Source organism: Staphylococcus ureilyticus (assembly GCF_002902235.1).
Lineage (GTDB): Bacteria > Bacillota > Bacilli > Staphylococcales > Staphylococcaceae > Staphylococcus > Staphylococcus ureilyticus.
This window is the reverse complement of the sequence record NZ_PPRL01000029.1, coordinates 37,240-61,112: the sequence shown is the minus strand read 5'-3', so window position 1 is coordinate 61,112 and position 23,873 is coordinate 37,240. Positions and strand designations below refer to the sequence as shown.

Genomic DNA, 23,873 nt, shown 5'->3' with positions numbered 1-23,873 from the left:
AATTCACACCTCTTACAAAAAAATATCTTGTCGTGTATAATAGTTCGTAATAAATATTATAAATTACCAACATATAAATATAAATAAAGTAAAATCATTCAGATTAGAAATAAAATTTAAAAGTCAGGAGTTATTATATGGGTGAGTTTAAAAATCGGATTAACGTAACTATAAATGATCAACATTATACAATAGTCGGAGAAGATAATCCTGAGCATATCCGTTATGTAGCACATTTGGTAGATGAGAGACTCAAAGAGTTAGCAAGTAAAAGTGCAGGTTTAGATACAACTAGAAAAGCAATTCTTACTGCGGTTAATATCATGCATGAAAAAGTGCAAGTAGAAGAAGAAAATGACCGTTTAAGACAAGAAATAAATCAATTGAAGCATAGTGAAGATTAATGATTTTTGATTTAGCGATAGTTGTCATCTTCATATATATTGGCATCATTGGCTTTAGAAGAGGCGTGTGGTTATCGACGATACATCTAAGTGCAACTATTTTTGCTTTGTGGATGGCTCAAAAATATTATTTACAGATAGCACAGCGTTTGGAGTTATTTGTGCCATATCCTAAGACATGCGCTTACGATATGAATTTTGCATTTCAATTTGCAGATTTGCAGCAACGATTTGAGCATATTGTCGCATTTGTAACGATAGCGCTGATTACAAAAGTCATATGCTATGGCATTATCGTTATCTTCGATTATACCCTTAAACAAAAATTACCGAATATAACAAGCAGGTTATTTGGTATGATGTTAAGTATTATTCCATCAGTAACTATTAATATAATTTTGTTGTATAGTTGCGCCATTTATCCTAATAGGATGATACAGCAACAACTATCTAATTCGATTATAACAGAACATATATTATTACATATTCCGTTTATCTCAATGTTTATCACACAACTATAAAAATAGTGATGTGAAATTTATAGCTTTAAAAAAACTAGGAGGTCAAGGCATAACTTAAATACCAAAATGGTTAGGTGATGCTGTCTTGACCTTTTTCTATGGAGTGAAACAAATGACTAAAAAAGAAATTATTCAATTATTAGAAAAAATTGCGGTATATATGGAAATAAAAGGCGAAAACACTTTCAAAATTTCTGCTTATAGAAAAGCCGCTCAAAGTTTGGAAATAGATGAGCGACCTTTAGACCAAATCGAAGATGTTACAGAGTTAAAAGGTATTGGTAAAGGCGTAGGAGAGGTGATTAATGAATATAGAGAAACAGGTCATTCTACGACTTTAGCAACATTACAAGAAGAAGTGCCAGAAGGATTAATTCCTCTACTTAAAATACAAGGACTCGGTAGCAAAAAAATAGCGAAATTATATAAAGCGCTTAATATTGATGGAAAAGAAGCATTGCAAAAAGCGTGTGAAGAAGGAAAAGTAAGTGAGCTAAGTGGATTCGCTAAAAAAACTGAACAAAATATCCTTGAAGCAGTAAAAGCATTAGGAGCGAAAAAAGAGCGTTATCCAATTGATCAAATGAGAGGACTCAATATAGAAGTTAGCGATTATTTATCCTCAATCGAGTCGATAGAAAAATACGAAGTTGCAGGGAGTTTCCGTCGCTATAAAGAAATGAGTAAGGATTTAGATTATATTATAAGCACAGAACAACCATTAGAAGTTCAAAAAGCTTTATTAAAAATCCCTAACAAGGTTAAAGAAGTAGCAGTTGGAGCAACGAAAATTTCGTTAGAGTTAACCTATGATGATGAAACCATTGGCGTAGATTTTAGATTAATCGAGCCATCTGCTTTTTACCATACACTACAGCATTTTACAGGTTCAAAAGAACATAATATTCGAATCCGTCAATTGGCTAAAGAAAAAAACGGGAAGGTTAGTGAGTATGGTATAGAAGAAGCGGATGGTTCATTAATTCAATATAACAGTGAACAAGAAATTTATAATCATTTTGGAGTAAATTGGATTGCACCTTCAATACGTGAAGATGGTAGTGAATTTGACAAAGATTTAACAGATATAATCAATATCAATGACATCAATGGAGATATTCATATGCATACAACATATAGTGATGGCGCGTTTAGTATCGAAGATATGATAGAGGCTAATATCGCTAAAGGTTACCAGTTTATGGTTATTACAGATCATTCTCAGAGTTTAAAAGTAGCAAATGGACTTTCTGTTGAGCGGTTGTTGCGACAAAATGAAGAAATTAAAGCACTAAACAAAAAATATGATGATATTGATATATACTCAGGCATTGAAATGGACATTTTACCTGATGGACGTTTAGACTATGATGATGAAATATTAGCACAGCTAGATTATGTCATTGCAGCGATACATCAAAGTTTCAACCAATCTCAAGAAGATATCATGTATCGTCTAGAGCAAGCATGTCGTAATCCTTATGTCCGTCATATTGCACATCCAACGGGGCGTATCATAGGTAAACGTGCAGGTTACGGGCCTGATATTGATAAATTATGTGAAATCGCAGAAGAAACAAATACTATTTTAGAAATCAATGCGAATCCTAAACGTTTAGATTTAAATGCAGATATAGTTAAAAAGCATACGAATGTGAAACTAACGATTAATACTGATGCGCATCACGTAGACCATTTAGAATTTATGAAATACGGTATAGCTACTGCACAAAAAGGATTTGTAAATAAAGAGAGAGTTATAAACACAATGGATCGAGAATCTTTTAAAGCATTTATTGACAATAATATAAAATTGAAGAAATAGAGGGATTGTATGAGACAAAAATCATTAAATGTCCTAGAGTTCGATAAAATTAAAACACTTGTTGAAAAAGAAACAATGAGTGATTTAGGGAGAGAGAAAGTTGTTGAAATGGAACCAGCAACTGATATTCAAACAGTCGAATTTCAAATGAATGAAACAGATGAAATTGCTCAAATATACAATAAACACCGTTTACCCAGTTTGAGTGGATTATCAAAGGTTTCATCACTGATTCATAGGGCAACAATTGGTGGTGTATTAAGTGTTAAAGAACTTAATACAATTAAAAGATTAATTCAAATTCAAAATCAATATAAAACATTTTATAATAATTTATTGGAAGAAGAGGAAGCAGTGAATTATGCTATTCTACATGATAGGATGGAACAATTGCCTGTACTTTCAGAGTTGTATCAACATATTCATCAAAAATGTGATGCTAATGATTTATACGATAATGCGAGTTATGAACTACAAGGTATCCGGAGTAAAATTTCTGGTACGACGCAACGGATAAAACAAAACTTAGATAAAATTGTAAAGCGTCAAGCAAATCAGAAAAAATTGTCAGATGCTATTATAACGGTACGTAATGACCGCAATGTTATTCCTGTAAAAGCAGAATATCGTCAAGATTTTAATGGTATTGTTCATGACCAATCAGCTTCTGGTCAAACACTCTATATTGAACCTTCGTCTATTGTTGAAATGAATAATCAGATTAGTCGTCTGCGCAATGAGGAAGCGGCTGAAAGTGAACGAATTTTAACTGAGTTAACAGGTTATGTAGCCGCTGAAGCAGATGCCTGCTTAATTTCGGAAAATATTATGGGACAAATTGACTTTTTAACTGCTAAAGCGCGCTATGCACGTTCAATCAAAGGCACGAAACCTGAATTTACAAGTGAACGAACTGTTTATTTACCTAAAGCATTTCATCCTTTATTAGATAGAGACACGGTTGTAGCTAATACGATTGAATTTGCCGACGATATTGAAACGGTAATCATCACTGGACCTAACACAGGTGGTAAAACAGTAACGTTAAAAACACTGGGACTTATAATTTTGATGGCACAATCAGGGATGTTGATACCTACCTTAGACGGGAGTAAATTAAGCATTTTTGAAAATGTTTATTGTGATATCGGAGACGAACAATCTATTGAACAATCACTATCAACATTTTCATCACACATGAAAAATATTGTTGAAATTTTACAGCATACAAGCAGAAATAGTTTGATACTTTTTGATGAACTTGGTGCTGGAACAGATCCAAGTGAAGGTGCTGCTTTAGCGATGAGTATCCTAGATTATGTTCATGAAATAGGCTCATTAGTTATGGCAACAACACATTATCCTGAACTTAAAGCATATAGTTACAACAGATCAGGAGTAATGAATGCTAGCGTAGAGTTTGATGTAAATACATTAAGCCCAACATATAAGTTGCTCATGGGTGTGCCGGGCCGTTCTAATGCTTTCGATATTTCAAAAAAATTAGGCCTTAATATGAAAGTGATTCAAAATGCGAAAGCAATGATTGGACAAGATGAACAAGAAATAAATGAAATGATTGCTTCATTAGAGAAAAATTCTAAACGTGTAGACGAACAGAGAATTGAATTAGATAGATTACTGAGAGAAGCTCAAGAAACACATGATGAACTTGAAAAAGAATACGATAAATATCGTAATCATGAGAAACAATTAATGAGCGAGGCGAAAGACAAAGCCAATCAGCGTGTAAAAGCCGCTACTAAAGAAGCTGATGAGATTATTAAAGAATTACGTGAACTTAGAGACAAAAAAGGTGCCGATGTAAAAGAACATGAGCTCATCAATAAAAAGAAACAGTTAGATGATCAATATGAAGCCAAATCATTGAAACAAAATGTTGAAAAGAAAAAATGGGATGAAATTAAAGTTGGCGATGAAGTAAAAGTTCTAACATATGGGCAAAAAGGTGAAATATTAGAGTTACTAGATGATAATGAAGCAGTTGTTCAAATGGGCATCATTAAAATGAAATTACCTACTAGTGATTTAGAAAAAACGAAAAAGACAAAAGAAGCACCTTCTAAAATGGTTAAACGTGAAAATCGTCAAAGTATTAAAATGGAACTAGACTTACGTGGCTACCGTTATGATGAAGCAATGGTTGCTGTTGATCAGTATTTAGATCAAGCAGTGTTAAGTAATTACGAACAAGTATATATTATTCACGGTAAAGGAACTGGCGCGCTGCAAAAAGGTGTGCAAAAACATTTAAAACAACATAAAAATGTGTCATCATATAGGAACGGCATGCCAAGTGAAGGTGGATTTGGCGTGACCGTCGCAGAATTGAAATAAATGTGAGCAAGAGGTATGCAGATTTGCTTAAAGTCTGTTATAATTTCTTCATCATTTGAAATTTAAGGAGGATTGGCAGTTATGGCAATCGTAAAAGTAACAGATTCAAACTTTGATGAAAATATTCAATCAGGTGTCAATTTAGTAGATTTTTGGGCAACTTGGTGTGGCCCATGTAAGATGATTGCTCCAGTATTAGAAGAATTAGCTGGTGATTATGATGGAAAAGCTAATATTTTAAAACTTGATGTAGATGAAAATCCATCAACAGCTGCTAAATTTGAAGTAATGAGTATCCCAACTTTAATCTTATTTAAAGATGGCGAACCTGTCGATAAAGTTGTAGGTTTCCAACCTAAAGAAAACTTAGCAGAAGTTATTGAGAAACATTTATAAAAGTACAACGCAACGACCTGGGGCATTTATGAATGTCTCAGGTTTTTTCTGTGACTTTTTGTTATTCCAACTGAAGCCATAGTTGTTTGAAGTGTCTTTTTCAGAGCCACACTTCCATTTTGAGGATGAAAGCATTTTATGAATAACAATTAAAATATCTAGTTGTTACATTTTGATATGGAAATGAATACTTTGGTTTAATGCTAATGTATATTCTATAATGTAGGTAAGAATTGAAAAGTTTTATTTGCAAACAAGCGTTAATCTTTATATAACTGTTATGCAAATTTTTAATTACTATTTTAACAATGTACTTTTATTAAGAAAGGAGGGGAACTTAAATGGAAAAATACCAAGAAGATATTAAACAAAAATTAACGGTAGTACCCACTGAACCAGGTTGCTATTTAATGAAAGATCGAAATGATCAAGTTATTTATGTCGGCAAGGCTAAAAAATTAAGAAATAGATTAAGGTCTTATTTTACAGGTGCACATGATGCTAAAACGACACGACTTGTTTCAGAAATTAGAAACTTTGAATATATTGTAACTTCGAGTGAAACAGAATCTTTATTACTCGAACTTAATTTGATTAAACAATATCAACCGAGATATAACATTTTGTTGAAAGACGATAAAAGTTATCCTTTTATCAAAATTACAAAAGAAAAGTATCCTCGTTTAATCGTGACACGCACAGTTAAAAAAGGGACAGGAAAATATTTTGGACCTTATCCTAATGCTTATTCAGCTCAAGAAACAAAAAAGTTATTAGATAGAATTTATCCATTTAGAAAATGTGATAAAATGCCCGACAAATTGTGTTTATATTACCATATTGGTCAGTGTTTAGGACCTTGTGTTTACCCGGTAGATTTAAATAAATATGCGGAAATGACTAAAGAAATCACTGATTTTTTAAATGGTGAAGATAAAACAATACTGAATAACTTAGAACAGAAAATGAACGAAGCGAGTGAATCGTTAGACTTTGAAAGAGCAAAAGAGTATCGAGATTTAATTCAACATATTCACAATTTAACTAAGAAACAAAAAATCACTACTTCAGATAATACTATAAGAGACGTATTTGGCTACAGTGTGTCAAAAGGTTGGATGTGTATTCAAGTGTTTTTCATAAGACAAGGGAATATGATTAAACGAGATGCTACTATGATTCCGCTGCAGCAAACAGAAGAAGAAGAATTTTATACTTTTATAGGTCAGTTTTATGATTTAAATCAACATATTCTCCCTAAAGAAGTGCATATTCCTAAAAATTTAAACAAAGATATTATCCAATCGGTTGTAGATACAAAAATAGTTCAGCCGATTAAGGGCAAGAAAAAAGAAATGATTGATTTAGCAAATCATAATGCTGAAGTTACTTTAGAGAATAAATTTGAACTCATTGCTAAAGATGAATCACGTACCGTGAAGGCGATTGAAGAATTAGGTGACCGCATGGGAATTCAGACACCTATTCGTATAGAAGCTTTTGATAATTCAAACATCCAAGGTGTACACCCAGTTTCAGCCATGGTGTCGTTTATTGATGGTAAACCAAATAAAAAAGGATACCGCAAATATAAAATCAAAACGGTAGATGGCCCAGATGATTATAAATCTATGAGAGAAGTTGTGCGTAGACGTTATACTCGTGTTTTAAATGAAGGTACTCCATTACCAGATTTAATCATCGTTGATGGTGGTAAAGGTCATATGAGCGGGGTTATCGATGTGCTTGAAAACGAATTAGGTTTGGATATACCAGTCGCTGGGTTGCGTAAAAATGATAAACACCAAACTTCAGAGATTTTGTACGGTGAAAGCGCAGAGATTGTACCTTTGAAAAAAAATAGCCAAGCATTTTATTTACTTCAAAGAATACAAGACGAAGTTCATAGATTTGCAATTACATTTCATAGACAAACTCGCCAAAAAACTGGCTTGCAATCAGTATTAGATACCGTCGATGGTATTGGTTCTAAACGAAAAACTAAATTATTACGAACTTTTGGTTCCATAAAGAAAATGAAAGAGGCAAGCATTGAGGATTTAAAATCTTCTGGTTTACCTCAAAAAGTTGCTGAGAATCTTCATCACGCACTATATAACAAATAGATAAAAAAGAATATGGCATGAGAATCATTCTCATGCCCAAAATTTTATGAATTAGTGTTACAATAGCAAATAACAGGAATTCTTTTTTTAAAAGTATATGGAAGCGTTTACTAATTGAGAAAAGTTATCACTTAAATCTAAATAATAAAACAATTGTCAAATTCAACTAGGGGTATTACTTCATTGTTTTATACGTACATGTTGAAGTTTATATTGCTATAAATATAAAGCGATTGCATAACATGTTGTTGTTTAGTTTTAGTTGATAAGTATCATCACATTTATACTTTAAAAAAAGATACCAAAAAATTAATTGTTTCACAGGGGGGACTTCCTTTTGGCATATTCGAAAAATCAATTCTATTTAAGACGCTTACATTCTTTGTTAGGCGTAATACCGATAGGTGGATTCTTATTAGTGCATCTACTTGTTAACCATCAAGCTACAAAAGGCGTTGAAGCGTTTAACAAGGCTGCTGGATTTATGGAATCTTTACCATTCTTGATTGCATTGGAGTTTATCGTAATTTATATTCCAATTCTATATCATGCGGTATATGGTGTACATATTGCCTTCACGGCAAAAGAAAACGTAGGACATTACTCTCAATTTAGAAATTGGATGTTCTTATTACAACGTTTGACTGGTATTATAACGTTTATTTTCATCGGAATACATTTGTGGCAAACACGTATTCAGCGTGCATTAGGTGAAGAAGTTAACTTCGATATGGTACATGATATTGTATCTAATCCAATTTGGTTAATTTTCTATATCATCTGTTTACTTGCTGTAACATTCCACTTTGCAAATGGCTTATGGTCATTTTTAGTTACATGGGGTGTTTTACAATCTAAAAGATCACAACAAATCTTTACATGGGTATCACTTGTTGTATTTATCGTAGTTTCATATATCGGAATAAGTGCTATCCTTGCTTTCGTATAATTTAAAAATGTTTCAGATATATTTAGGGGAGTGACTATTTATGGCAGAGAAGAAAATTATTGTTGTCGGTGGAGGACTTGCCGGTCTGATGTCAACAATTAAAGCAGCAGAACAAGGCGCACATGTTGACTTGTTCTCATTAGTGCCTGTTAAACGTTCACACTCTGTATGTGCACAAGGTGGCATAAACGGAGCAGTGAATACAAAAGGTGAGGGTGACTCACCTGCTGTTCACTTTGATGATACAGTTTACGGTGGAGATTTCTTAGCGAATCAACCACCAGTAAAAGCAATGGCAGAGGAAGCGCCAAACATTATACATTTACTTGACCGTATGGGTGTAATGTTCAATAGAACAAATGAAGGCTTGCTAGATTTCCGTCGCTTCGGTGGTACCATGTATCATAGAACGGCATATGCTGGAGCAACAACTGGTCAACAATTAATGTATGCCTTAGATGAACAAGTACGTAGCTATGAAGTGGATGGTTTAGTTACAAAATATGAAGGATGGGAATTCTTGGGCATTGTCAAAGATGATGACAATATGGCTAGGGGTATTGTGGCTCAAGACATGACATCTTCTGAAATAAAATCATTTGGTTCAGATGCAGTTATTATGGCTACTGGTGGTCCAGGTATCATATTTGGTAAAACAACTAACTCAATGATTAATACTGGTTCTGCTGCGTCAATCGTCTATCAACAAGGTGCGATTTATGCAAATGGTGAGTTTATTCAAATTCATCCAACTGCAATTCCTGGCGATGACAAACTACGATTGATGAGTGAATCAGCTCGTGGTGAAGGTGGCCGAATTTGGACATATAAAGATGGTAAACCATGGTACTTCTTAGAAGAAAAATATCCAGATTATGGTAACTTAGTACCTCGTGATATAGCTACACGTGAAATTTTTGATGTATGTGTGAATCAAAAATTAGGCATTAATGGTGAAAACATGGTCTACCTTGACCTTTCACATAAAGATCCGCATGAGTTGGATGTAAAATTGGGCGGAATCATTGAAATTTATGAAAAATTCACTGGTGACGATCCAAGAAAAGTACCGATGAAAATCTTCCCAGCGGTGCACTATTCAATGGGTGGACTTTATGTAGATTATGATCAAATGACAAATATCAAAGGTTTATTTGCAGCTGGTGAATGTGATTTCTCACAACATGGTGGTAACCGTTTAGGTGCTAATTCATTGTTATCTGCCATATACGGTGGAACAGTTGCAGGACCAAATGCGATTGAATATGTCGCTAATATTGAAAAATCATATACTGATTTAGACGATAGTATTTATGAAAAACGTGTTAAAGAAGAACAAGATAAATTCGATAATTTATTGAAAATGAACGGTACAGAAAATGCGTATAAACTTCATAGAGAACTTGGTGAAGTCATGACAGCAAACGTTACTGTTGTACGTGATAATAAAGCATTATTGGAAACAGACAAGAAAATCGTAGAATTGATGGAACGTTACCAAAATATTGATATTGAAGATACTCAAACTTGGAGTAACCAAGCGGTATTCTTTACGCGTCAATTATGGAATATGTTAGTATTAGCACGTGTAATTACAATCGGTGCATATAACCGAAATGAGTCTCGTGGGGCACATTATAAACCTGAATTCCCTGAAAGAAACGACGAAGAATGGTTAAAAACGACTTTAGCATCATATCAAGGAAAAACAGAAGCGCCTAAATTTACATACGAACCAGTAGATGTAAGTTTAATCCCACCTCGTAAACGTGACTATTCAAGTAGTTCTAAAGGAGGTAAATAAAATGGCAGATACTAAAGAAGTAAATGAAACTCAAGCGCAAGACGAACAACAAAGCCAACAACAAAATCAAAATACAATTAAGCTCATCATTAAACGACAAGATGATGCAGAGTCTAATCCTTATGAAGAAGAATTTGAAATTCCTTACAAAGAGAATTTAAATGTTATTGCTTGTTTAATGGAAATTAGACGTAATCCAGTCAATAGTAAAGGTGAGAAAACAACACCTGTTATTTGGGATATGAACTGTTTAGAAGAGGTTTGTGGTGCTTGTTCTATGGTTATCAATGGTAAAGCAAGACAATCTTGTACAGCAATTGTTGATCAATTAGAACAACCAATAAAGTTAGAACCAATGAGTACATTCCCAGTTATTCGTGACTTACAAGTTGATCGTAGTAGAATGTTTGATAATTTGAAACGTATGAAAGCATGGGTACCGATTGACGGTACGTATGACCTTGGACCAGGTCCTCGTATGCCAGAGAAAAAACGTCAAACTGCATATGAATTATCTAAATGTATGACGTGTGGTGTATGTTTAGAAGTTTGTCCAAACGTTACAAGAAACAACGATTTTGTTGGTGCGCAAGCTATTTCACAAGTTAGATTGTTTAACTTACACCCAACAGGTTCAATGACTAAAGATGAACGTTTAAATGCATTGATGGGTGCAGGTGGGTTACAAGAGTGTGGTAACTCACAAAACTGTGTTAACGCATGTCCGAAAGGCATTCCTTTAACGACATCAATTGCTGCATTAAACCGCGAAACTTCTTTCCATATGTTCAAATCATTCTTTGGTTCAGACCACCAAGTAAACTAATATATAATGAAAATGCCAACAAAGTTTAAACTTTGTTGGCATTTTTTATGAAATATTTTATAGATATAAATTTAATACAGTGATTAAGCTTTTAAAAAAGTATATATACTATAATAAAATTTTTAATTTATTAGTGTATTAAAATATTGATATATAGATTATATAAAAAATTTCCATTAGAAATATTGTAAATTTTGTTAAATAGCGAAGAACTGATGTGACTCTATGATTCAATGATGCTAACCTATTGATAAGTATAAAATTTGAATTGTCTGCTATTTTGTATTTTAGGTCTTGGAAAATGATTTTGAAAACGCAGCTATGCTACAATAAAAGACAAGTAAATATATAAGGATGAACAAGATATGGAGAAACCAATTGGAGTTATTGACTCTGGCGTTGGAGGTTTAACAGTTGCTAAAGAAATCATGCGCCAATTACCAAATGAAACCATTTATTATTTAGGAGATATAAAACGCTGTCCATATGGACCAAGAGAAGCTTCTGAGGTAAGACAATTTACTACAGAATTAGCTGAAAAACTCATGACGTTTGATATCAAGATGTTAGTGATTGCATGTAATACTGCAACGGCAGTGGCATTAAAACATTTACAAAACTTATTAGCAATACCTGTTATTGGCGTTATTGAACCAGGTGCTAGAACAGCGATTATGACAACAAAAAATCAAAATGTTTTAATATTAGGTACAGAAGGTACGATTAAATCAGAGGCATATCGACATCACATTAAACAAATAAATCCAAAAGTAGAAGTATCTGGTGTGGCATGCCCAGGCTTTGTGCCTCTCGTAGAACAAATGAGATACAAGGATCCAACGATTACGAGTATCGTTATACATCAAACGTTAAAACAGTGGAGAAATAGCAAAGCAGATACAGTTATTTTAGGATGTACACATTATCCTTTACTTTATCAGCCGATTAATGATTATTTTCACGGAGAAAAAGTAGTTATTTCATCTGGACTAGAAACAGCCAGAGAAGTGAGTGCATTATTAACATTCAGTAATGAACACGCAGGTTATAAGAAACAGCCCGCACATAAATTTTTTGCGACAGGAGAAACAGAACATATCGAACGTATTATTGAAGAATGGTTAAATATGAAAGCAACAGTTGAAAAAATAGAAGTTTAAAGTGAGGCGTAAAAAATGGAAGATATTGTTATTGCATCAAATAATAAAGGGAAAATAAATGATTTTAGAGTTATTTTTCCTGATTATAATGTTATAGGCATTTCAGAACTCATCGAAGATTTTGACGTTGAGGAAACAGGTGACACGTTTGAAGAAAATGCAAGACTAAAATCTGAAGCAGCTGCAGAAGCATTAAATAAGCGTGTTATTGCTGATGATAGTGGATTGGAAGTTTTTGCTTTAAATGGAGAGCCAGGTATATATTCAGCGCGTTATGCTGGAGAAACAAAAGATGATAATGCAAATATTGAAAAACTCCTAACTCAGTTAGGTGATGAAACAGACCGTAGTGCACAATTTGTTTGTGTTATTAGCATGAGTGCACCGGGTGAAGATACAGTACAATTTAAAGGAACTGTACAAGGAGAAATCACACTAAATAAAATTGGTGAACATGGCTTTGGATATGATCCTATCTTTTTTGTAGAAGACAAAAATAAAACAATGGCTCAGCTAACTGCAGAAGAAAAAGGACAAATTAGTCATAGAGGTAAAGCAATAGAACAGCTACAAGAATATCTAGAAGGTGATCAATAATGTCGAAATGGATTATAGTTAGTGACAATCATACTGAACAAGGTGTGCTATTTGATATTATAAATCAGCATGAGGATATAGATGCTGCCATTCACTTAGGTGACTCTGAATTCGCTTATGATGATAGTGAACTCAGTTACTTTTATAGAGTGAAAGGGAATACTGATTTTTATCCTGAGTTTCCAAATGAGCAAACAATCGATATAAATGGTATTAAGGCATTTTTAACTCACGGTCATTTATATCAAGTGAATCGTACAAGAATGCCTTTAGCAGAACAAGCAAAAGCAGCAGACTGTAAATTTGCTTTTTATGGTCATACACATGTTGCTAAACATGAAACAATAAATGGTGTGCATGTCATAAATCCAGGTAGTATTTCACAGTCGAGAAGTAATATTGAAGAAACATATGCAGAATTGCTTATTGATGATACGAGATTAGAAGCAACTTTAAATTTCCGTAATCGAAATCATGAAATCATCAGTAGTGAAAATTTTGTAATCTAAATAGGTGGGGTGAATCTGCGTCTAGAAATGATTGAATCGTAGGTTCATCTTCGTATTACTGTAAAGCGTTGAATGTAAGAAACATTTTACATTTCAGTGTTGTAAAAATAGTGCTCACGTTAATGGATTGTACTATTTAAAGAATTTAAATAAATTAGCAATATTATGATAAAAAGTTTACAATAGTGAAAAATCATATTTATTTTTAAGGGATAGAGTATTGCTTTATCAGTGTAAATTAGATATAATTATTCTTGTGTTCAAAAGATAATGTCCTGGTAGCTCAGCTGGATAGAGCAATGGCCTTCTAAGCCATCGGTCGGGGGTTCGAATCCCTCCCAGGACGCTAATAACGTAAAATACATAATAAATTATGTGTTTACTGACTAGGTCGCTAATATATTAGCGGTCTTTTTTTGTTTTGTTTGTTTTTTACATACGCAGTGAACAACATATACTGTTAATTTATGGCTCAATAAAGTTAAACTGCTAATTGCAAAATAGGGTTACTTATGAAATTTGTTATTGAATCAAGTAAATTATACTCAAAATATAGGGAAGTTTTGTCAGAAAGTAATGCTTTAGCTAGTAAATTTAAACACGGCTTTGATTATATAGTTATGGCATAACAATCATTATTATATATTGTTGTAATCATTTAAATTTATTAGGTGCTTAAATTGTATATAGACGATTAAGACAATAAATATGTTTTAGGATAATGCTAAGTGGTATTGAATATATAACTATAAGGTAATATAATTTAATGATTATTTGCGTTTGCGCTACTTCAATTTGAAGTGGCGCTTTTTTGATGTTTGTATCGAATCAATAAATGCATGTATAAACTGTTAGATAAAAATATTGAGAAATACCACAACAAGTATAATCATCGTTAAAGCATTTATTAATTTTATTTATATATAAATTTTATAAATAAATCATTGTTCATAAATTGCATGGCATGAAATTGCGTAAAATACAGTTGGGCATTCAAAACTGTAAACCAATGTATCTTTTGCTACAGTTTTTACTACTATTTAACGAAGTATGAAATAAATCACAAATTTATATGCAAATGTCTTATAGTTATAGATAACAAACGATACTTAATTAAATAACAAATTAACAGTATCGTTTAAAACATAAAAAACAGTCATAAGCATTTATCTTATAATAAGGAGTGTTTATAATGGAAGGTTTATTTAATGCAATCAAAGATACAGTACAAGCTGGCATAGCAGGAGACGGTGCTAAATTAGGTACAAGTATCGTAAGCATCGTAGAAAACGGAGTAGGTTTAGCAAGTAAATTATTTGGATTCTAATATAAATATATAAATAATAAAGGAGAAATAAATTATGACTAAATTAGCAGAAGCAATTGCAAACACAGTAGAAGCAGCAAAATCAGGTAACGGTTCAGAATTAGGTACAAGTATTGTAGATATCGTTTCAAGTGGTGCAGGTTTACTAGGAAAACTTTTCGGATTTTAAAAATAGCAGATTATTTATTCTAAATAACATAATGAGGAGTGTTTATAATGGAAGGTTTATTTAATGCAATTAAAGATACAGTACAAGCTGGCATAGCAGGAGACGGTGCTAAATTAGGCACTAGTATTGTAGATATCGTAGAAAATGGTGTAGGTTTAGCAAGTAAATTATTCGGATTTTAATTTGAATTTCTATGACGGACTGGCCAAGGTAATAACCTTGGCCTTTTTTGTTTGCTAATATATGAAATATGGTATGATGAAATAAAATTCGACTATGTTTATACATTAACGATGACATAATTAATTGACTTTATTAAGTGAATTCATTAAGGGGTTAGAAAATACTATGAATAAAAGATGTTTGCTTATCGATTTTGACGATACAATTGTAGATTTTCATGATGCTGAAGCATATGCATTTCATCAACTTACAAAAAAATATAATTTAGAGACAGATCAAAATGATTTAAATCATTTTATAACTGTAAACCAAGCACATTGGGAAGCGTTTCAACAAAATCAATTAACAAAAACTGAAGTGTTAAGTAAAAGATTTGAAGTGTATTTTGATTTACATCAAATCAATGTGAATGGGCAAGAAGCGGATGTAATCTTTCGGGATGAACTCGCAAATGCCCCAATAAAGTATTTTATGAATACGGTGGAAACATTGAGCATGCTCAAAAACACTCACGATCTATATATTGTTACCAATGGAGTTTTGGAAACACAACAAAGACGTATAGCAAAAACAGAAATGGGAGATTGGTTTAAAGGTGTGTTTGTATCTGAGCAAACTGGATATCAAAAACCTATGCCAGAATTTTTTGATTTTGTTTTTAATAAAATCGGTCATGACAAAAGAGCTCATGCAATGATTGTTGGCGATTCAATAACATCAGATAATTTAGGTGGAAAAAATGCGGCAATAAAAACATGTTGGTTTAATCCAAGAAATAAAATAAATGATACAGAAATTAATCCAGATTATACTATCGAATCGCTTGATCAATTGTTAGATATAGCAAAATAAAAGAAGCGTGAATTATAATCAGAAAAATTGATTGTAATTCACGCTTCATATTATGTTAATGATAATTTAAGAAATGAAAAAGTTTACTTTATAAAAAAACATATACTATATATTAAAAATGCGTGTATCATTATTTAGTGGTATTGGACAGGAAAATCATGGTGTCCAAATAAGTATATCGTGACCGTCTTTATTTTGTTGTTCGATATCTTTAAATCCATGTTTAATGAAGAAATTTTTTGATTGATTACGAGCAATGACTTTAATAGGTTGGCCTTGTTCCTTAGCGAAATCTAGCAGTGCTTCGCCGTAACCACGACCTTGGAAATCACGTAAAACTTCTAATTTCCATAAAATATTATAATCATCAAAATCGGAGAAGTATACTTCTTCAACCTCTCCTTTACGGTATAAAGCCATACGAGCACCTAACCTATCACCGACATATATGCCATAAAATGGTGAGTCCGAACTAGCGTCTATCATTTCACCGCGTAATTCATCTACTAAATATAAATCTTCATTTCCGAAGTTCCTAAAATCTTCAAATAATTCATCTGTTTTGTAATTAATATCTAGTCGTTTAACATTACTCACTTTAGCTTCCCCCTTTGCTTTATTACTAACTATTATACCTTATTTTATTGGATATTTCACAAAAATGAATGCTTAAAACATTTTATGAAAAATCAATATTAATTTGTGCTTTGTTTTAATATATTTAAAGGTATTGATCGTATGTATAAGCATTGGATTACAACATTGAAAGAGAGTAAGTATAATTTCTAATAAATTTATAAGCCGTAAAATTGTCAATGTTGAATATAAACTTTATACTAAATAGGAATAGAGTAACGTAAGGAGAATTACGAATGGATTGTATGACAACGAAACTTAATGAAAAAGATCAATTTATAGCGAATATTAAAAATAGTGATTCAACTTTAGCTAAGTATTATCATCTTGATGCAATGGATGAACAAAATTATAAAAAAAGACTACTTTCAGAAAATAATGGAAGAGAAGCGTCTCTAGCCAAAATCATTGAAGCATATATGGATGATTTAACATTAGATTATCAACAAAATAAAAATTTAAAAGCGCTTAGTAAAGGTGCGAAAGTTGTAATCGGTGGTCAACAAGCTGGTTTGTTTGGTGGACCTTTATATACGTTTCATAAAATATTTTCGATTATTACATTAAGTGAAAAACTATCGAAAGATTACGATACACATGTTGTCCCTGTTTTTTGGATTGCAGGTGAAGATCATGATTTTGATGAAGTAAATCATACTTATGTTTTTAATGAACATACGGCAACGTTACAAAAAATAAAATATAGTACTATGACGCCTCCAGAATCTAGTGTTTCAAAGTATACGCCAGATAAAGAAGCGTTACATAAAGCATTAAATCAATTTTTCAAAGAATTAAAAGAAACTGAGGCTTCTCCAAAACTATTAAACATGTGTAGAAAGATTATCGATAACTATGATGGTTGGACTGACATGTTTAAAGCGTTATTACACGAAGTTTTCAAACATTACGGATTATTACTGATAGATGCAAATGATAAAGCATTGCGTCATTTAGAAAAGCCAATGTTCAAGGACATTATTAAAAATCATAATTTAGTTGACGATGCCTTTAGGCAAACACAGGCTCAAACTATCACTGACGGTTTAGATCAAATGATACAGACAGAGACGAATGTACATTTGTTTATGGATGATGGTGGTGTAAGACAACTATTAACTTTTGAAAATGGACGTTTCTATTTAAATAAATCAGAGAAATCGTTTTCGGAACAAGAACTTCTTAATATGGTAGAAACAGACCCAGAAAAATTTTCTAATAATGTCGTTACGAGACCAGTAATGGAAGAATGGCTATTTAATACAGTAGCATTCATAGGCGGCCCAAGTGAAATTAAATATTGGACAGAATTAAGTGAAGTTTTTCGAACATTACAAGTAGACATGCCTATCGTTTTACCACGATTAAGAATTACGTATTTAAATACCAAAATAGAAAAATTAGTAGCACAATATCGATTGAATTGTAATAATATCATTGAAAAAGGAATTGAAGCAGATAAAACAAAGTTTATTAGATCTAAAGCTTCGCAATCTTTTATAGAACAGATTGAAGCTTTAAAAGAACAGCAAAATGATTTGTTTCAATCTCTTCAGGCAGAAGTTAAAGACAATCATGATAATAAGGTATTGTTGAACAAAAATAACGAAATTCACCAAAAGCAATTTGATTATTTAATAAAACGGTATTTATTGAATGTTGAAAGAGAAAATGACATTAGCATGAAACATTTTGAGCTCATAAGCCAAACACTCCATCCAATGGGTGGATTACAAGAAAGAATTTGGAATCCACTTCAAATTATGAATGATTTTGGGATAGAAGTGTTTAGTCCCTCCACTTATCCACCACTTTCTTACACATTTGATCATATATTGATAAAACCTTAGAGTATCAAGGGAAGCACCCGGTTCATTTAAAAGATGAATCGGGTGTTTTTTTCTATGTTTCAAGAAATTTTGGTGAAATTTGTATAATTAGTGGAGGATAGTGGTGAGATGTGGTAAATTATATATATAAGAAGGTGAGGTGATTATAAATGTTCATGGGTGAATACGAGCATCAATTGGATACTAAGGGACGTATGATTGTTCCGTCCAAATTTCGTTATGACCTAAATGAGCGTTTTATAATTACCCGTGGCCTTGATAAATGCTTATTTGGTTACACTTTAGAAGAATGGCAAGTAATTGAAGAGAAAATGAAAACCTTACCAATGACAAAAAAAGATGCGCGTAAATTCATGCGTATGTTCTTTTCAGGTGCTGTTGAAGTGGAATTAGATAAGCAAGGGCGTATAAATATTCCTCAAAATTTGAGGAAATATGCCAATTTGAGTAAGGAATGTACGGTAATAGGTGTCTCAAACCGTATTGAAATTTGGGATAGAGAAACTTGGAATGATTTTTATGATGAATCAGAAGATAGTTTTGAAGATATTGCCGAAGACTTAATTGACTTTGATTTTTAAATGGAGGCGTTAAATTGTTTCATCATGTCAGCGTTATGCTAAAAGAAACTATAGATTATTTAGATATTAAAGAAGATGGCATATATGTCGACTGTACATTAGGTGGAGCAGGCCATGCCCTCTATTTATTAAATCAAATTGGAGACGAAGGTAGACTTATTGCAATTGATCAAGATACAACAGCCCTTGAAAATGCAAAAGAAGTATTGAAAGACCATATACATAAAGTTACCTTCGTCCATAGCAACTTTAGAAAATTAACTGAAATTTTAGATGATTTAAATATTGAAAAAGTAGATGGCATTTATTATGACTTGGGTGTGTCTAGCCCCCAATTAGACGTACCTGAAAGAGGTTTTAGTTATCATAATGATGCGAAATTAGATATGCGTATGGATCAAACCCAATCATTATCAGCGTATGAAGTAGTTAATGATTGGTCATTTGAAAAATTAGTGAGAATTTTTCATCGTTATGGCGAAGAAAAATTTTCGAAACAAATTGCTAGACGAATAGAACAAAATAGAGCACAAAAGCCAATTGAAACAACTTTAGAACTGGTGGATGTTATTAAAGAAGGAATACCTGCTAAGGCAAGACGAAAAGGCGGGCATCCTGCTAAAAGGATTTTCCAAGCAATTAGAATTGCAGTTAATGATGAATTGTCTGCTTTTGAAAATTCATTAGAACAAGCAATCGAGCTTGTGAAAGTGAACGGAAGAATATCTGTGATTACGTTCCACTCGTTAGAAGATCGCCTTTGTAAACAAATGTTCCAAGAATATGAAAAAGGCCCCGAAGTGCCAAGAGGCTTACCTGTTATTCCAGATGCTTATACACCAAAATTGAAAAGAGTTAATCGAAAACCAATTATTGCTACAGATGAAGATTTAGAAAAAAATAATCGAGCGCGTAGTGCCAAGTTACGTATAGCTGAAATACTAAAATAAGGAGTGATTTTTGAGTGGCAGTAGAGAAGATATACCAACCGTATAGTGGAGCAGAACAACAAATACCACAAACGCAACCGTCGCCTCATCCCCAGAGTCAACCCCAGACAGTTAAGCGTAAAGTAATTGTCAAGCTAACTAAGTTTGAAAAGATGTTATACATAGGACTTATAACAGTGATTGCTTTAATAAGTATTTATATGCTATCTTTAAAAATGGATGCGTATGAAACTCGAGAAAAAACTGCAGATTTAGATACAAAAATTGAAAAACAATCTAGTGAAAACAGCGCAATAAAATCTGAAATTAAAAAGAACTCCTCATATGAACGCATTTACGATAAGGCCAAAAAAGATGGAATGAGCCTTAAGAACGATAATGTAAAGGTAGTGCGTAATAATGGCGAAGCGAAGAATTAAATTAAAAAAACCGAAGTTTTCAATTAAAAAAAGTAAAATAGGGGCAGTCCTACTCATTCTTGGATTTGGACTGCTCTTTTTTACGTTGGTTTTAAGATACTCATATATTATGTTGACAGGACACTCTTCTGGTGAAGATTTAATTATGAAAGCGAACGAAAAATACTTAGTAAATAGTCAGCAGCAACCAGAACGAGGTAAAATTTATGACAGAAATGGCAAAGTGTTAGCGGAAGATGTGGAACGGTATAAAGTTGTGGCAGTTGTTGATAAAAAAGCAAGCGAAGGCAGCGATAAACCTAAGCATGTAAAAGACAAAAAAGAAACTGCCAAAAAACTTGCGACAGTGATTGATATGTCAGCAAAAGAAATTGAGAAAAAACTAGATAATAAAAAAGCCTTTCAAGTTGAATTTGGTCAAAAAGGCACAGATTTAACGTATCAAGAGAAAGAAAAAATTGAAAAAATGAAACTTCCTGGTGTGACGTTATATCCAGAAACTGAAAGATTTTATCCTAATGGAAACTTTGCATCGCACTTGATAGGTATAGCTCAAAAAGATCCAGATAGTGGAGAATTAAAAGGTGCTTTAGGTGTTGAAAAAATATTTGATAGCTATCTTTCAGGACAAAAAGGTGCTTTATCGTATATTCATGATATTTGGGGATATATTGCACCAAACACCAAAAAAGAAAAAGTGCCTAAACGTGGAGATGACGTACATTTAACACTTGATTCAAATATACAGGTTTTCGTTGAAGAAGCGTTAGATGGCATGGTTGAACATTATAAGCCAAAAGATTTGTTTGCCGTAGTGATGGATGCGAAAACAGGAGAAATCTTGGCATTTAGTCAAAGACCAACTTTTAATCCAGAAACTGGTAAAGATTTTGGGAAAAAATGGGCAAATGATTTATATCAAAACACATATGAACCAGGGTCAACTTTTAAATCTTATGGTCTAGCGGCAGCAATTCAAGAAGGTAAATTTAAACCTGATAAAAAATATACTGCTGAACCTAGAGAAGTAATGGGATCTAAAATATCTGACTGGAATAAAGTAGGTTGGGGAAAAATCTCAATGTCTACTGGTTTCACGTATTCTTCAAACACTTTAATGATGCACTTACAAGATTTAGTTGGCTCAGATAAGATGAAAGAATGGTATGAAAAATTTGGTTTTGGTAAATCTACTAAGAGTATGTTTGATGGTGAATCTACGGGCGGTATAGCTTGGGATAATGAAGCACAGCAAAAAACATCCTCATTTGGTCAATCTACAACTGTAACACCAGTTCAAATGTTAAGAGCGCAATCCGCTTTTAATAATGAAGGTAAAATGCTGCAACCATGGTTTGTAGATAGCGTGAGCAATCCTGTTACTGATGATACTTTTTATAAGGGTAAAAAAGAGTTTGCAGGAAAACCAATTACGAAAGACACTGCTAAGAAAGTGCGTACTGAATTAGACAAAGTTGTAAACAGTGAAGATAGTCATGCTAAAAACTATCAAATTGATGGTTATGACGTAGCAGGTAAAACAGGTACAGCACAAGTTGCTGACTCTGATAATGGTGGTTATGTTCAAGGGGAAAATCCATACTTTGTAAGTTTTATTGGTGATGCACCTAAAGATGATCCAGAAGTAATAGTGTATGCTGGTATGAGTTTAGCACAAAAAAATGACCAAGAAGCTTATGAAATGGGTGTAAGTAAAGCGTTTAAACCTATTATGGAAAACACGTTGAAATACTTAAACGTAGGAGATAAAAACTCTAAAGATAAATCTGATGTGAAGTATAGTAAAGTGCCAGATGTTCAAGGTCAGGAAACGCAAAAAGCACAAGATAAGGTGAATGGTAAGTCTCTCGAACCAATTGTCATAGGAAGTGGAGATAAAGTTGTTAAACAATCAGTATCACCAGATAAAGAAGTGCTACCGAATAGTAAGGTATTATTACTGACAGACGGGAATATAACTATGCCAGACATGACAGGCTGGACAAAAGAAGAAGTGATTGCTTTTGAAACCTTGACGCAAAAAAAAGTAACTACAAAAGGTAGTGGCTTCGTTTCTAATCAATCTGTTAGTAAAGGACAAAAAGTTGATAAAAAAGATAAAGTAGAAGTGACGTTATCTGCAGAAGCGGTTAATGGTGAGTCTTCGACGACATCATCCAAAGAAAAAGAATCGTCCAAAGATGATTCTAATAAAAAAGATGATAATAACTCAGATTCAAACAGTGACAAACAAAGTGAATAAAAATTTATTGTATTTCTGACGTCACTGGTAAAACATGTTAAAATGTATCATTTGAAAATTGATGCGAGGTAGTAATTTAAATGTTGAATACAAAATATAATTTTGAAATTTGAAACATACTTACTGCCTCGTTACATATAATTTATAAGTTGCACTTAGCATTAACGATATCAATCCAATTTAATATTAAAGGAGCATAATATGGTTTATTTACTAGCGATCATTGCACTACTAATAACATTTATATTAGTCCCTGTATTGATACCAACACTAAAGCGAATGAAATTTGGACAAAGTATAAGAGAAGAAGGCCCTCAAAGCCATATGAAAAAAACAGGTACACCGACGATGGGAGGATTAACTTTCCTACTTAGTATCATTGTCACATCAATATTAGCTATTATTTTTATGGATAATGCAAATCCGATTATATTGTTGTTGTTTGTGACGATTGGTTTTGGATTAATTGGTTTTATTGATGACTATATCATTGTTGTTAAAAAGAACAATCAAGGATTAACGAGTAAACAAAAATTCCTTGCTCAAATCGCTATTGCAGTTGTTTTCTTCATATTAAGCCAAGTGTTTAATCTGACAGACTTTTCAACGGGAATTCATATTCCATTTACAGGTTTAGAAGTACCATTATCAATTGCATATGTAATTTTCATTGTATTTTGGCAGGTTGGTTTTTCTAATGCGGTCAATTTAACAGATGGATTAGATGGACTTTCTACTGGACTTTCTATTATTGGATTTATTATGTATGCCCTTATGGCATATATCCAAGGCGCAAATTCTATTGGCTTGTTTTGTATTATCATGATTTTCGCATTACTTGGATTCTTACCTTTTAATTTAAATCCCGCTAAGGTATTTATGGGAGATACAGGTAGTTTAGCTCTAGGCGGTATTTTTGCTACAATTTCAATTATGCTCAATCAAGAATTGTCACTTATTTTTATCGGTTTTGTATTTGTAGCTGAAACATTATCAGTTATGATTCAAGTCACATCATATAAGCTTACAGGAAAAAGAGTTTTCAAAATGTCACCACTACATCACCACTTTGAGCTAGTAGGTTGGAATGAAAGAAAAGTTGTTACTGTATTTTGGACAGTTGGTATTATTTCAGGTCTTATTGGCTTATGGATTGGAGTGAATTAAA

General features: G+C 32.7%; 23 protein-coding genes and 1 tRNA gene. 23 read left to right on the top strand and 1 reads right to left on the bottom strand.

What is annotated here, in order from left to right:
* Positions 1 to 137 precede the first annotated feature (137 nt).
* The 17 genes from zapA to CD150_RS03545 all read left to right on the top strand — a co-directional run bounded on the left by zapA (position 138) and on the right by CD150_RS03545 (position 16,006).
* On the top strand, positions 138 to 404 hold the full coding sequence (zapA, locus tag CD150_RS03625) for a cell division protein ZapA (protein ID WP_019469289.1): 267 nt from the start codon (positions 138 to 140) through the stop codon (positions 402 to 404).
* Positions 404 to 925 (top strand): CvpA family protein, encoded by a 522-nt coding sequence (locus CD150_RS03620; protein WP_073342428.1) that lies wholly within the window; start codon positions 404 to 406, stop codon positions 923 to 925. Before zapA ends, CD150_RS03620 begins: the two co-directional genes overlap by 1 nt.
* Positions 926 to 1,037: 112 nt before the next feature.
* Positions 1,038 to 2,750: a DNA polymerase/3'-5' exonuclease PolX gene (gene polX, locus CD150_RS03615; RefSeq protein ID WP_073342423.1), complete on the top strand. Its 1,713-nt coding sequence runs from the start codon at positions 1,038 to 1,040 to the stop codon at positions 2,748 to 2,750.
* 9 nt (positions 2,751 to 2,759) lie between these two features.
* The gene (locus tag CD150_RS03610; RefSeq protein WP_073342418.1) at positions 2,760 to 5,108 is read left to right on the top strand and encodes an endonuclease MutS2; all 2,349 of its coding nucleotides are present in this window, start codon (positions 2,760 to 2,762) and stop codon (positions 5,106 to 5,108) included.
* Between the two features lie 81 nt (positions 5,109 to 5,189).
* A complete protein-coding gene (trxA, locus tag CD150_RS03605) occupies positions 5,190 to 5,504 on the top strand; it encodes a thioredoxin (RefSeq protein ID WP_019469293.1) in 315 nt (104 codons plus the stop codon).
* A 341-nt stretch (positions 5,505 to 5,845) separates the two neighbouring features.
* Positions 5,846 to 7,630: an excinuclease ABC subunit UvrC gene (gene uvrC, locus CD150_RS03600; protein WP_046207835.1), complete on the top strand. Its 1,785-nt coding sequence runs from the start codon at positions 5,846 to 5,848 to the stop codon at positions 7,628 to 7,630.
* Positions 7,631 to 7,967: 337 nt separating this feature from the next.
* Positions 7,968 to 8,579, top strand: a complete 612-nt coding sequence (gene sdhC, locus CD150_RS03595; RefSeq protein WP_046207834.1) for a succinate dehydrogenase, cytochrome b556 subunit — start codon at positions 7,968 to 7,970, stop codon at positions 8,577 to 8,579.
* A gap of 40 nt (positions 8,580 to 8,619) precedes the next feature.
* On the top strand, positions 8,620 to 10,383 hold the full coding sequence (gene sdhA / locus CD150_RS03590) for a succinate dehydrogenase flavoprotein subunit (RefSeq protein WP_046207833.1): 1,764 nt from the start codon (positions 8,620 to 8,622) through the stop codon (positions 10,381 to 10,383).
* A gap of 1 nt (position 10,384) precedes the next feature.
* A complete protein-coding gene (sdhB, locus tag CD150_RS03585) occupies positions 10,385 to 11,209 on the top strand; it encodes a succinate dehydrogenase iron-sulfur subunit (protein WP_046207832.1) in 825 nt (274 codons plus the stop codon).
* Between the two features lie 365 nt (positions 11,210 to 11,574).
* Positions 11,575 to 12,369: a glutamate racemase gene (gene racE, locus CD150_RS03580; RefSeq protein ID WP_073342413.1), complete on the top strand. Its 795-nt coding sequence runs from the start codon at positions 11,575 to 11,577 to the stop codon at positions 12,367 to 12,369.
* Between the two features lie 15 nt (positions 12,370 to 12,384).
* The gene (locus CD150_RS03575) at positions 12,385 to 12,966 is read left to right on the top strand and encodes an XTP/dITP diphosphatase (protein ID WP_046207830.1); all 582 of its coding nucleotides are present in this window, start codon (positions 12,385 to 12,387) and stop codon (positions 12,964 to 12,966) included.
* A complete protein-coding gene (locus CD150_RS03570) occupies positions 12,966 to 13,475 on the top strand; it encodes a YfcE family phosphodiesterase (RefSeq protein ID WP_073342409.1) in 510 nt (169 codons plus the stop codon). The genes CD150_RS03575 and CD150_RS03570 overlap by 1 nt, the downstream gene beginning before the upstream one ends.
* Before the next feature lie 272 nt (positions 13,476 to 13,747).
* Positions 13,748 to 13,821: transfer RNA gene (locus tag CD150_RS03565), tRNA-Arg, on the top strand.
* Positions 13,822 to 14,667: 846 nt separating this feature from the next.
* Positions 14,668 to 14,802, top strand: a complete 135-nt coding sequence (locus CD150_RS03560; RefSeq protein ID WP_019469301.1) for a beta-class phenol-soluble modulin — start codon at positions 14,668 to 14,670, stop codon at positions 14,800 to 14,802.
* 34 nt (positions 14,803 to 14,836) lie between these two features.
* Positions 14,837 to 14,971, top strand: a complete 135-nt coding sequence (locus CD150_RS03555) for a beta-class phenol-soluble modulin (RefSeq protein WP_046208718.1) — start codon at positions 14,837 to 14,839, stop codon at positions 14,969 to 14,971.
* 47 nt (positions 14,972 to 15,018) lie between these two features.
* Positions 15,019 to 15,153 (top strand): beta-class phenol-soluble modulin, encoded by a 135-nt coding sequence (locus CD150_RS03550; protein WP_019469303.1) that lies wholly within the window; start codon positions 15,019 to 15,021, stop codon positions 15,151 to 15,153.
* A 166-nt stretch (positions 15,154 to 15,319) separates the two neighbouring features.
* On the top strand, positions 15,320 to 16,006 hold the full coding sequence (locus CD150_RS03545) for a YjjG family noncanonical pyrimidine nucleotidase (RefSeq protein ID WP_103161348.1): 687 nt from the start codon (positions 15,320 to 15,322) through the stop codon (positions 16,004 to 16,006).
* Positions 16,007 to 16,162: 156 nt separating this feature from the next.
* Here the strand turns inward: CD150_RS03545 and CD150_RS03540 are convergent, their stop codons facing one another.
* Positions 16,163 to 16,603, bottom strand: coding sequence for an N-acetyltransferase (locus tag CD150_RS03540; RefSeq protein WP_046208716.1), 441 nt, complete (start codon positions 16,601 to 16,603; stop codon positions 16,163 to 16,165).
* Between the two features lie 275 nt (positions 16,604 to 16,878).
* Here CD150_RS03540 and bshC point away from each other — a divergent pair, with 275 nt between their 5' ends.
* From bshC to mraY, 6 genes are all read left to right on the top strand, one after another.
* Positions 16,879 to 18,492, top strand: coding sequence for a bacillithiol biosynthesis cysteine-adding enzyme BshC (gene bshC / locus CD150_RS03535; RefSeq protein WP_073342400.1), 1,614 nt, complete (start codon positions 16,879 to 16,881; stop codon positions 18,490 to 18,492).
* A 149-nt stretch (positions 18,493 to 18,641) separates the two neighbouring features.
* Positions 18,642 to 19,073, top strand: a complete 432-nt coding sequence (mraZ, locus tag CD150_RS03530; RefSeq protein WP_046208714.1) for a division/cell wall cluster transcriptional repressor MraZ — start codon at positions 18,642 to 18,644, stop codon at positions 19,071 to 19,073.
* Positions 19,074 to 19,087: 14 nt separating this feature from the next.
* Positions 19,088 to 20,023: a 16S rRNA (cytosine(1402)-N(4))-methyltransferase RsmH gene (gene rsmH / locus CD150_RS03525; RefSeq protein WP_073342396.1), complete on the top strand. Its 936-nt coding sequence runs from the start codon at positions 19,088 to 19,090 to the stop codon at positions 20,021 to 20,023.
* A gap of 14 nt (positions 20,024 to 20,037) precedes the next feature.
* Positions 20,038 to 20,442, top strand: coding sequence for a cell division protein FtsL (ftsL, locus tag CD150_RS03520; RefSeq protein ID WP_103161347.1), 405 nt, complete (start codon positions 20,038 to 20,040; stop codon positions 20,440 to 20,442).
* Positions 20,423 to 22,705, top strand: a complete 2,283-nt coding sequence (locus CD150_RS03515; protein ID WP_073342392.1) for a penicillin-binding protein — start codon at positions 20,423 to 20,425, stop codon at positions 22,703 to 22,705. The genes ftsL and CD150_RS03515 overlap by 20 nt, the downstream gene beginning before the upstream one ends.
* A 201-nt stretch (positions 22,706 to 22,906) precedes the next feature.
* The gene (gene mraY, locus CD150_RS03510; protein ID WP_046208710.1) at positions 22,907 to 23,872 is read left to right on the top strand and encodes a phospho-N-acetylmuramoyl-pentapeptide-transferase; all 966 of its coding nucleotides are present in this window, start codon (positions 22,907 to 22,909) and stop codon (positions 23,870 to 23,872) included.
* Position 23,873: the final 1 nt, after the last annotated feature.

Excerpts from the sequence above, each read along its gene's own strand:
- CD150_RS03575 (WP_046207830.1), top strand. The coding sequence starts at position 12,385 with ATGGAAGATATTGTTATTGCATCAAATAATAAAGGGAAAATAAATGAT.
- sdhB (WP_046207832.1), top strand. The coding sequence starts at position 10,385 with ATGGCAGATACTAAAGAAGTAAATGAAACTCAAGCGCAAGACGAACAA.
- CD150_RS03545 (WP_103161348.1), top strand. The coding sequence starts at position 15,320 with ATGAATAAAAGATGTTTGCTTATCGATTTTGACGATACAATTGTAGAT.
- zapA (WP_019469289.1), top strand. The coding sequence starts at position 138 with ATGGGTGAGTTTAAAAATCGGATTAACGTAACTATAAATGATCAACAT.
- uvrC (WP_046207835.1), top strand. The coding sequence starts at position 5,846 with ATGGAAAAATACCAAGAAGATATTAAACAAAAATTAACGGTAGTACCC.
- racE (WP_073342413.1), top strand. The coding sequence starts at position 11,575 with ATGGAGAAACCAATTGGAGTTATTGACTCTGGCGTTGGAGGTTTAACA.
- CD150_RS03620 (WP_073342428.1), top strand. The coding sequence starts at position 404 with ATGATTTTTGATTTAGCGATAGTTGTCATCTTCATATATATTGGCATC.
- CD150_RS03560 (WP_019469301.1), top strand. The coding sequence starts at position 14,668 with ATGGAAGGTTTATTTAATGCAATCAAAGATACAGTACAAGCTGGCATA.
- mraZ (WP_046208714.1), top strand. The coding sequence starts at position 18,642 with ATGTTCATGGGTGAATACGAGCATCAATTGGATACTAAGGGACGTATG.
- CD150_RS03515 (WP_073342392.1), top strand. The coding sequence starts at position 20,423 with ATGGCGAAGCGAAGAATTAAATTAAAAAAACCGAAGTTTTCAATTAAA.
- CD150_RS03610 (WP_073342418.1), top strand. The coding sequence starts at position 2,760 with ATGAGACAAAAATCATTAAATGTCCTAGAGTTCGATAAAATTAAAACA.
- sdhA (WP_046207833.1), top strand. The coding sequence starts at position 8,620 with ATGGCAGAGAAGAAAATTATTGTTGTCGGTGGAGGACTTGCCGGTCTG.
- CD150_RS03555 (WP_046208718.1), top strand. The coding sequence starts at position 14,837 with ATGACTAAATTAGCAGAAGCAATTGCAAACACAGTAGAAGCAGCAAAA.
- CD150_RS03570 (WP_073342409.1), top strand. The coding sequence starts at position 12,966 with ATGTCGAAATGGATTATAGTTAGTGACAATCATACTGAACAAGGTGTG.
- polX (WP_073342423.1), top strand. The coding sequence starts at position 1,038 with ATGACTAAAAAAGAAATTATTCAATTATTAGAAAAAATTGCGGTATAT.
- bshC (WP_073342400.1), top strand. The coding sequence starts at position 16,879 with ATGGATTGTATGACAACGAAACTTAATGAAAAAGATCAATTTATAGCG.
- trxA (WP_019469293.1), top strand. The coding sequence starts at position 5,190 with ATGGCAATCGTAAAAGTAACAGATTCAAACTTTGATGAAAATATTCAA.
- CD150_RS03550 (WP_019469303.1), top strand. The coding sequence starts at position 15,019 with ATGGAAGGTTTATTTAATGCAATTAAAGATACAGTACAAGCTGGCATA.
- mraY (WP_046208710.1), top strand. The coding sequence starts at position 22,907 with ATGGTTTATTTACTAGCGATCATTGCACTACTAATAACATTTATATTA.